The organism is Candidatus Zixiibacteriota bacterium, from assembly GCA_026397505.1.
GTDB lineage: Bacteria > Zixibacteria > MSB-5A5 > GN15 > PGXB01 > JAPLUR01.
Window position 1 is genome coordinate 18691 of sequence record JAPLUR010000133.1, and the last position, 8323, is coordinate 27013.

Annotated in this window: 8 protein-coding genes; 4 read left to right on the forward strand and 4 right to left on the reverse strand. The window is 49.0% G+C overall.

Annotated features, from left to right (window positions below; genetic code table 11):
- Nucleotide 1: 1 nt before the first annotated feature.
- The 3 genes from rfbB to NT002_14165 all read right to left on the reverse strand — a co-directional run bounded on the left by rfbB (nt 2) and on the right by NT002_14165 (nt 2901).
- Nucleotides 2–1066, reverse strand: a complete 1065-nt coding sequence (gene rfbB / locus NT002_14155; protein MCX6830405.1) for a dTDP-glucose 4,6-dehydratase — start codon at nt 1064–1066, stop codon at nt 2–4.
- A 139-nt stretch (nt 1067–1205) separates the two neighbouring features.
- Nucleotides 1206–2264: a glycosyltransferase gene (locus NT002_14160; protein MCX6830406.1), complete on the reverse strand. Its 1059-nt coding sequence runs from the start codon at nt 2262–2264 to the stop codon at nt 1206–1208.
- A 28-nt stretch (nt 2265–2292) separates the two neighbouring features.
- Nucleotides 2293–2901: an acetate uptake transporter gene (locus NT002_14165; protein ID MCX6830407.1), complete on the reverse strand. Its 609-nt coding sequence runs from the start codon at nt 2899–2901 to the stop codon at nt 2293–2295.
- 495 nt (nt 2902–3396) lie between these two features.
- On the opposite strand from NT002_14165, the gene NT002_14170 reads away from it, so the two are divergent.
- The 4 genes from NT002_14170 (at nt 3397) to NT002_14185 (ending at nt 7781) form a co-directional block, all read left to right on the forward strand.
- Complete coding sequence (locus tag NT002_14170) at nt 3397–4356, forward strand: multiheme c-type cytochrome (GenBank protein MCX6830408.1); 960 nt, start codon at nt 3397–3399, stop codon at nt 4354–4356.
- 7 nt (nt 4357–4363) lie between these two features.
- Nucleotides 4364–5920: a hypothetical protein gene (locus tag NT002_14175; GenBank protein MCX6830409.1), complete on the forward strand. Its 1557-nt coding sequence runs from the start codon at nt 4364–4366 to the stop codon at nt 5918–5920.
- 13 nt (nt 5921–5933) lie between these two features.
- On the forward strand, nt 5934–7001 hold the full coding sequence (locus tag NT002_14180) for an ammonia-forming cytochrome c nitrite reductase subunit c552 (GenBank protein MCX6830410.1): 1068 nt from the start codon (nt 5934–5936) through the stop codon (nt 6999–7001).
- A gap of 276 nt (nt 7002–7277) precedes the next feature.
- Entirely contained in the window at nt 7278–7781 is a 504-nt protein-coding gene (locus NT002_14185) for a multiheme c-type cytochrome (GenBank protein MCX6830411.1), read from the forward strand.
- A 133-nt stretch (nt 7782–7914) separates the two neighbouring features.
- On the opposite strand, the gene NT002_14190 is transcribed toward NT002_14185, so the two are convergent.
- The coding region (locus NT002_14190) for a cytochrome C (GenBank protein MCX6830412.1) at nt 7915–8323 on the reverse strand (409 nt) is incomplete at its 5' end.

The window sequence follows — 8323 nt, forward strand, 5'->3', positions numbered from 1 at the left end:
CCTATCTATTTGAGTACATATCCTCATAATATTTCAGGTAATGGCCGCTGATACAATCCTCCAACCACTTCTCATTTTCGAGATACCAGGCCACCGTCCTGCGAATTCCCTTTTCGAAAGTAAAAAGAGGTTTCCAGCCCAATTGTGATTCGATATATGAGGCATCAATGGCATAGCGGCGATCATGACCCGGCCGGTCTTTCACAAAGGTTATCAACCGCTCCTTTGGTTCCCCGCCGATCATTTCATCCATGATGCGGCAAATGATTTTCACCAGTTCGATATTCTCAACTTCATTATGGCCGCCGATATTGTAGGTTTCGCCGGTCTTCCCCTGATGAAAAACCAGATCAAGAGCGCGGCAGTGATCCTCAACATAGAGCCAGTCGCGAATATTGCGACCATCGCCATAAACCGGAAGCGGCAGCCCGGCCCGGGCGTTGCGGATAACCAGCGGAATCAATTTCTCGGGGAATTGATACGGGCCATAATTATTGGAGCAATTGGTGGTAACGGCATCAAGGTCATATGTTTTGTGATAAGCGCGTACGAGATGATCGCTCGAGGCTTTGGAGGCCGAATAAGGGGAATTGGGATTATATGGCGTCGATTCGGTAAAATACCCGCTTTCCCCCAGTGAACCGAAAACCTCATCGGTGGAAACATGGTGAAACCGGAATTTCCTTTTCCCGGCCGATTTTTTCCGGGCCAGTTCCAGCAGATTGAAAGTGCCCATCACATTAGTGCGAATAAACTCAGCCGGGCCGACAATCGAGCGGTCAACATGCGATTCGGCCGCCAGATGAATGACGGAATCGATATCATATTTTTCGAAACAGGTTTGAAGGGCCTGATAATCGCAGATATTTATTTTCTCGAACCGATAATTGGCCGCTTTCTCGACGGAGGTCAGGCTGGAGAGGTTTCCGGCATAAGTCAGGCAGTCAACATTAATAAAAAGATACTGTGGATATTTAGGCACCATATAAAGAAGCAAATTGGAACCGATAAATCCCGCCCCGCCGGTGACTATAATATGTCTTTCGAAATTTCTTGAATCTGTCATTTAACTTTTCCGCTTTCGCTGATGACTTCCGGTTCAATGTCGATGCCGGGTCAAAATATAAACCCAAATGAATCATCGGTATATAAAAAAATCGTCAGATTCAGTTAAGATTTAATGGAATTACGTCAAATCGGAAGGATTAATTTGGCTTCTCCTTCGATTTGAAAGAGATTCCTCGGCCGGTCACTGTCCGCCAGAGTTCTCCAAGAAAGCCCCAGCCGAGGCCAAAATGTATGGTCGGGTAGATGGCGGGGAGAAGCGGCAGATATTTCATCCCTTTCCTCATCGCAACTGCGACCGACCAGAAGAGAATACTCAACAAATAAAGACCGACCGAACCCAGCAGAGCAAAAAAGGCCAATGACCGGAAAAATGACAGAAAAATTAAAATCGGAAGCCCGGCGGTAAAGAGGGCTATTATGAGCGTCCCTATTCCAAGCGTTCCGGGGTGTTTCCGGGCCAGCCGAAACCGCCCGATACCATATCGTTTCAACTGCGTGAAAAGGGCTGCCAGGGTTTCCCTGGGATAATACTTGACTGCCAGCCCTCTCGAAGTAAACGATTTATTCCAGATTTTCGATACCCGATAATTAAATTCGACATCCTCGCAAGCATCGAATCTTTCATCAAAATAGCCGACTTTTTCAAAGACTTCCCTTTTATACGAAGCCCCGGAGCTGGTCGGATTCACATACATTTCTTTATTGTTATAGATGGTCGAATCCGGTCCGTGACCGATGGCCGACTTTCTGGCCAGCGCCACGGCCTGCTGGAAAAGGGTGTTATCGGGCGGCTCCAAAAATTGCGGGCGACTGAGCACGGAAACACCCTTTTCCGCCATAAGCCGGGCGGTATTCAATAATAGTTGATTACTTTCGATAAATGTGTGCCCATCGATGAAAGTAATAATCTCACCGGTGGCTCTTTTGGCGCCGATATTTCTTCCACCTGATGACCGCCCGACCGGATTGGGGAAAAGCTTTACCCGGCTGTCTTGGGAGGCAATTCCGGCCACAATTTCGGTGGAGTTATCCTCCGATTGACCACAGATAACCAGAATTTCCTTTTTATCGTCGGGATAATCCTGGCTCAATATCTGCTCGATAGTCCGGGCAATATACCGCGCCTCATTCTTGATCGGCATAACAACCGAAATTTTGGGTAAGTCTTTCAATTCATCTTTCAGACTGAGTTTCATATTCTGTGATCATACCATTACAATTACATTATTTCATCGGCCCTATCGGCGCCACCACCCGCCCATATACTTCATTGAGCACCTGCGCCAGGCCGGTATAAATGGCCGAGAGGCCGCAGATTATTCCCTCATAACCGGCAATACGGGTGATGGCCTGATTTCCCGTGGCATCACCCAAGGCCAGAAGAAAGAACAGCAGTGTCAGCGAACCGAAAACAAATTGCAACGCCCGGTTCAATTTCAGCGTCCCGAAAAACATGACCAGCGTGAATAATCCCCAGATAAATAAATATGCCGCCATGGCATCTTTCCCCGGCGCCTCTCCCCAATTCATTTTGGGAAAAACCAGAAGCGCCACCAGCGATAGCCAGAAAAGGCCGTAGGAAGTGAAAGCGGTCGTCCCGAATGTATTCCCCTTCTTCCATTCCATTATTCCGGCGATCACCTGAGCCAGCCCGCCGTAGAATATCCCCATCCCCAAAATCATGGCGCTCATCCCGAAAAATCCGGCATTATGAATATTTAGGAGGACTGTAGTCATGCCGAATCCCAGAAGCCCCAGCGGCGCCGGATTGGCGGTAATATCTTTGGCTTTCATTGTTATTTCACCTGCCTGCTGCCTTAAATCTTCTGCCATAGCTGTTCCCTTATCAGGTTTGAGTGTTAATTTTGGTCGAGCTATCGGCCAATATATTGAATCGGTTTTCCATATGACAAGAAAAAAGTGCCTTTCTCACACAGACTCGAGTATATGCTTCCCTTATGAATAAGTTGACCGACCGCTTTTTGCTTTCGAAGATTATTTGCCGGACATTCATTTTGCCCTTGCATAATTGGCTTTTAAAATGTCATATTTTCTGATAATTGAAATCGGCCATCGGGATTTATGTCTTTGAGCTTGACTAAAATATTAAACTTTGTTATACAAATTCCGATAAAAGAGACCAACAATGTATTGAATTGGCCCTATTGGGAAACAGGTGGATGATAATCTTCAGAATGACTTTCGAAATGGGGATTCTACCTGATAACTGATAGAATGACCCGCGGACAGGCGGAAAATGAGATTCAACATAGTAACCAATCCAACCTTAGAATAGCTGGCAAGAATATTAACAAAATAGCTGAGGATATGATGAGAAAAGGAAAGCCCCAAAATCTGGCCATCGGCATAGCGGTGCTTTTCCTTTTGATGATTCTGATGCCGGTTGTCTCGGCCCGGTTCTATACCAATCAGGACATTAAAAAGGAATCGGCTAAATGCCTCGATTGCCATGATGATATGGCGACTTCGCTGATCGGTTCGGCGCACCAGATGGCCACCGACAAGACACTCAAAGCTGCCGTTGAGGTCGGCTGTATCGGCTGCCACGAGGGATGGGAGAAACATATTGATGAACCATCGGCAGAAAATATCACCAGTCTTCCCGGCCTGTCACTGGTCAGACAGGCGGAAATCTGCAGCGGCTGCCATGCCGATCCGCATCAATCGGGAGTGGTCGCCACCGACCCGCACTATCGGGCGAATGTTGCCTGTCTTTCGTGCCACACTATTCACAGTAACAAAAGCCGTGGTCTGGTCAAGGATGACGGCGAAAATTTCTGCGCCACCTGCCATACCACCGTCGCGGCCGAATTCAAACGGCGCTCCGTTCATCCGCTTGAATCCGGAAATATTCGCTGTACCGATTGCCATAAGCTGCAGTGCATGAATGACCCTTCCCTGACAGTAGGATTGGACTGGACCTGTCAGAATTGCCATTCGGAAAAAGCCGGGCCGTTCACTTATGAACATCCGGTCGCCTACAAGCATCTGGTCAACGGCGGCGGCTGCCCCGAATGCCATGAGCCGCACGGTTCGCCCAATGACAGACTTTTGATCCAGCCGGGAAGCGGGCTCTGCCGGCAGTGCCATGAGGTTCCGGCGGGGCATCGTGTGCAGCACAGTGGACTGGGCACCAAACTAGACTGCCTCTTTTGCCACAGCGAGATTCACGGTTCCTACGATAACAAAAAGCTTCTCGATCCCGACCTGGGAATAAAACTCTTCCCGGATTGCTATCAGTCCGGCTGTCATATTATCAATGATTGAGGAGGTCATGATGAAAAATCACAAAATGATTGTCGTGTTTATCTCCCTCCTCTGCTTATCCGGAATGGCCGCCGCGGTCAATAACGGCGGCGAGGTCAGGCTGGGATATACATTCGTTGACGAGGAGGGGAACCAGTCGGTCAACCAGCCGACCTTCAACTATTATCCGGGATTTCTGCTCTCGCTGGAGAAATTCCACTACAATTTCGCCAATGGGATGCGGCTGCGCGCCGACCTGAAAAATTTGACCCTGAATAATCGCAATCTGAGCCTGGGTCTGGGAAAAGCCGGCCTTTTCGGCATCGATATTAGTAACAACCAATACCGAAGGGTTTATGATTTTGACGGCAACAGTTTTACCCGCCGGCGTCAGACAGGCGGTTCGCTCTGGTTCTTTCCACACCGTTATCTGAAATTATTCGGCGGCGGATCCTTCAGCAATCTGGCCGGTTCGATAACCGACCTGTTCAATCCCGACGGGCCGGGCGCGGTCAAGAATATGGACTACGGCCTGAATACCTACCATGCCGGGATGAGATTCAATTTCCGGGGGAGGATGCTCCAGGCTGAATATCGCACCGCCGATTACACTGATAACAAGAATGCCGGCCGCGACCAGAAACGGTACAACATCAAACTGGATGCGTTGCTTCCGGTGCCGAAATATGAATGGATCGTTCTGACCGGCGGATTCCGCCATTTCGAGACCAAATACTCTAAAACAGAATTTAAAATCAGTTCTAACAGGCTCTGGGGTGGATCTACTGCCGCTCTTTCGGGGAATTTCTCCGCCAATTACAATTTCATTTTTGACCGAACCTCCTCCGACAGCGATATCATCGCCACCGACAATCTGGCTAACACTATCTACCTCAGCGCCATTTCGCCGGGACACGCCGGCCTGACAGTCGGCTATCAGAACGATATCAATGACGACTTCGCCAATGAAGTCCGGGCCAACTCCTTTTATGGTTCCGGCTGGTTCACTCCCGGCAGGAATTACGAATTTCGCGGGGAATTTGGAACGCGGGCGGAGAAAATCGAGGATGGCTGGAGATTGGTCGGTAGCGAAGATCGCAATCGATTCAAATTGTCAGGCAAATATTTTGATGCCGCTTATGGTTCTCTGGCCCTGAAATATGAGAACAAGCAGAGGGATAATGACCAGTTGGGTACCAGCGCCGATTTCAATCGCTTCGCCGCTGACGCCACGTTAAAATTGACCAAATATGGCGAATTCTCCGGCGGATATTCATACTCAACCGGTGACTACAAGGATATTGAGCAGGAGTTTGAATTCAATGACCATGTTTTGTACGGCGATATTACCTCGCGCGAATATCACAGGCTCAGAGCGGGTTTTGGCGCAACCTACTACCGGAGCAAACGGGATATTGATGTGGAAAGCTTCATGCTCCACTTTATGGCATCCTTAAGATTCGCCGAGAATCATCGTCTGGAAGTGGCCTATAATGTCCACAACTTTGATGATTTCCTGGTTACCGATAGATATTACACTGCAAATATTGTAGAAATAAATCTTATAAAGGAATTATCATTCTAAAGGAGCAGGAACTATGAAACTCTTGAAACTTATGGCGGTGCTCGCCGTTTTCGCGCTGCTGATGACAGTAGCGGGATGTGAACGGAAAGTGGTCAATGAAGGAAAAGATTCCAATGAATTGACCAGTTGTTTCACCTGCCATGCCGACAATGACAGTCGTCTCCTCCAGGCCAAGGGTGAATGGCAGAACTCGGTGCATGCCTCGGGCAACAATATTGACTATACCAATCGGGGCGGCTCACCATGCGCCAAGTGTCACCAGCACCAGGGCTTCGTTGATTTTGTCACGACCGGGGCAATTCATCCCCCGTATGCCAACGTGGCGGCCATCCATTGCTTCACCTGCCACGCCCCGCATTCCACCGGGACTCTGGCTCTGCGCACCGAAGCTGCGGTGACACTGGCCAACGGGGTCAGCTTCAATCACGGCGCCGGCAATCTCTGCGCCAATTGCCATCAGGCACTGATGTCGGTGACTACCATCACCGATGATTTTATGCTCACTTCCAATCGCTGGGGACCTCATCACGGGACTCAGGCCGATATGCTTCAGGGAACCAACGGGTACGAGTTTGCCGGATATGATTATGAGTATTCCGGACATGCGACCGATGTCGAGGAAGCTTGTGCCGGGTGCCATATGGCCAATCCGATCATTCATGATGGGTACAAAGTCGGTGGCCACAGCTTCAACATGATTGATGAGGAAACCGGAACCGATATGGTGGCTTATTGCAATAACTGCCATCCCGACGCCGAAAGCTATGACTATGAGGGTGTTCAAACCGAGGTCGAGGAAAAGCTGGCGACTCTTCAGAGTCTGCTGATAGATGCCGGGGTTCTCGCCAATTTCTACGGTGAATATCTTCCCAACGTGCCCACCGATGACACCCTGATAATAGCCGATAAGAATATCGCCGGGGCGCTTTATAACTATCTTTTGATCGAAGCCGATCGCTCCGAGGGTGTGCATAACGCCAAATATGTCATTGGTCTGTTGGATAGCTCTATCGAATACCTGCAAACCAATTTGCCCGGTCTGGCCGGCAGAGGGGAACCGTTGCCCGTCGCTGCCCACTAGCCTACTCCATGCCATAATGAAAAAGGTCCTTTCTAAAAGGGCCTTTTCTTTATAGAGGATTTATTTCGCGGAGATAAGCGACTGATATTTAGCAACTTATGAATTTGGACGAAATCTCTCCATCCACCCGCCGGATTTGAGAGGTTTTCTGCCATTTTTTCAAAATAAAGATTGCTTTGGTCTTAATTATTTTGTATAACTAACAAAGTCGAGTAAATGATGAGAATAAAAACATTAGCTCTAATAAATAATTGTTACATGCAAGGAGGTTTCTGAATGAAGAGGTTTGTGATTAGTTTCACAATCATCGCCTTTGTGGCAATTTTCTGCGCTCCGATCTTCGCCGCCGACTCCACTACCGTCAAGCATCAGTATGTCGGTGCGACCAAGTGCGCCATGTGTCACAAAAAAGACAACGTCCATCCGACCTGGATGGAAACCAAGCATGCCAAGGCGTGGGAAAGCCTGAAACCGGAAGAGCAGAAGAATGAAACCTGTGTCGCCTGCCACTCCTCGGGCAAGGATGCCAAGGGCGAGCTTCTGACCGGTGTCCAGTGTGAAGGCTGCCATGGACCGGGTTCCGATTACATGAAAATGTCCATCATGAAGGACAAAAAGCTGGCCGTTGAAAACGGGCTGATTGTTCCGGATGAGAAGGTTTGTAAGAAGTGTCACAACGATAAGGTTCCGGCACAGTTTGCGTCCAAGGAGGCCTTTGATTTCGCCAAGATGAAAGTCAAAGGCGTCCATGCCATGCTTCCCAAAGAGGGAACCAAGTAAAATCATTCAGTCCTAAGAAAAAGCGGCCCGTGCCCTGCACGCGCCGCTTTTTTGTTGGAAATATTTTTTCCGGCTATTCTACCGGCAAGTCTAATCCATATCAGATCGATTCAATACCTGTCAATATCTCCCGTCACGGCTGAACGCCGGTATGGCACTCATAACACCCGGTCTCCTGCCAAGCCTCGCCGACATTCTCATCCGGGTGTACAAAATCAAGCCCATCTGGAGTAGCAGCCATAGCGGCTCTTGCCCCGCTCCCCTGAGAGAGAATGGCATGGCAGGTGCGGCAGTCCCGGGTAATTGTCACTCCCTCGTCACTGGTATGATGCCCGTCGTGGCAGCGCATGCAACCGGGATAGATAAAATGACCGATATTGTTGGGATATTCCGTCCAGCGCACTCTCATTTCGGGGAAGATATTTTTCACGAAAGCATCCTGTATGGCAGCAATGGTGGAATCGATAACGCTTTTTTTCTTCCCATACAATACCGCATATTTGGTCCGGTAGAAATCCACGAATGTCGAGTCAATGCAGTCC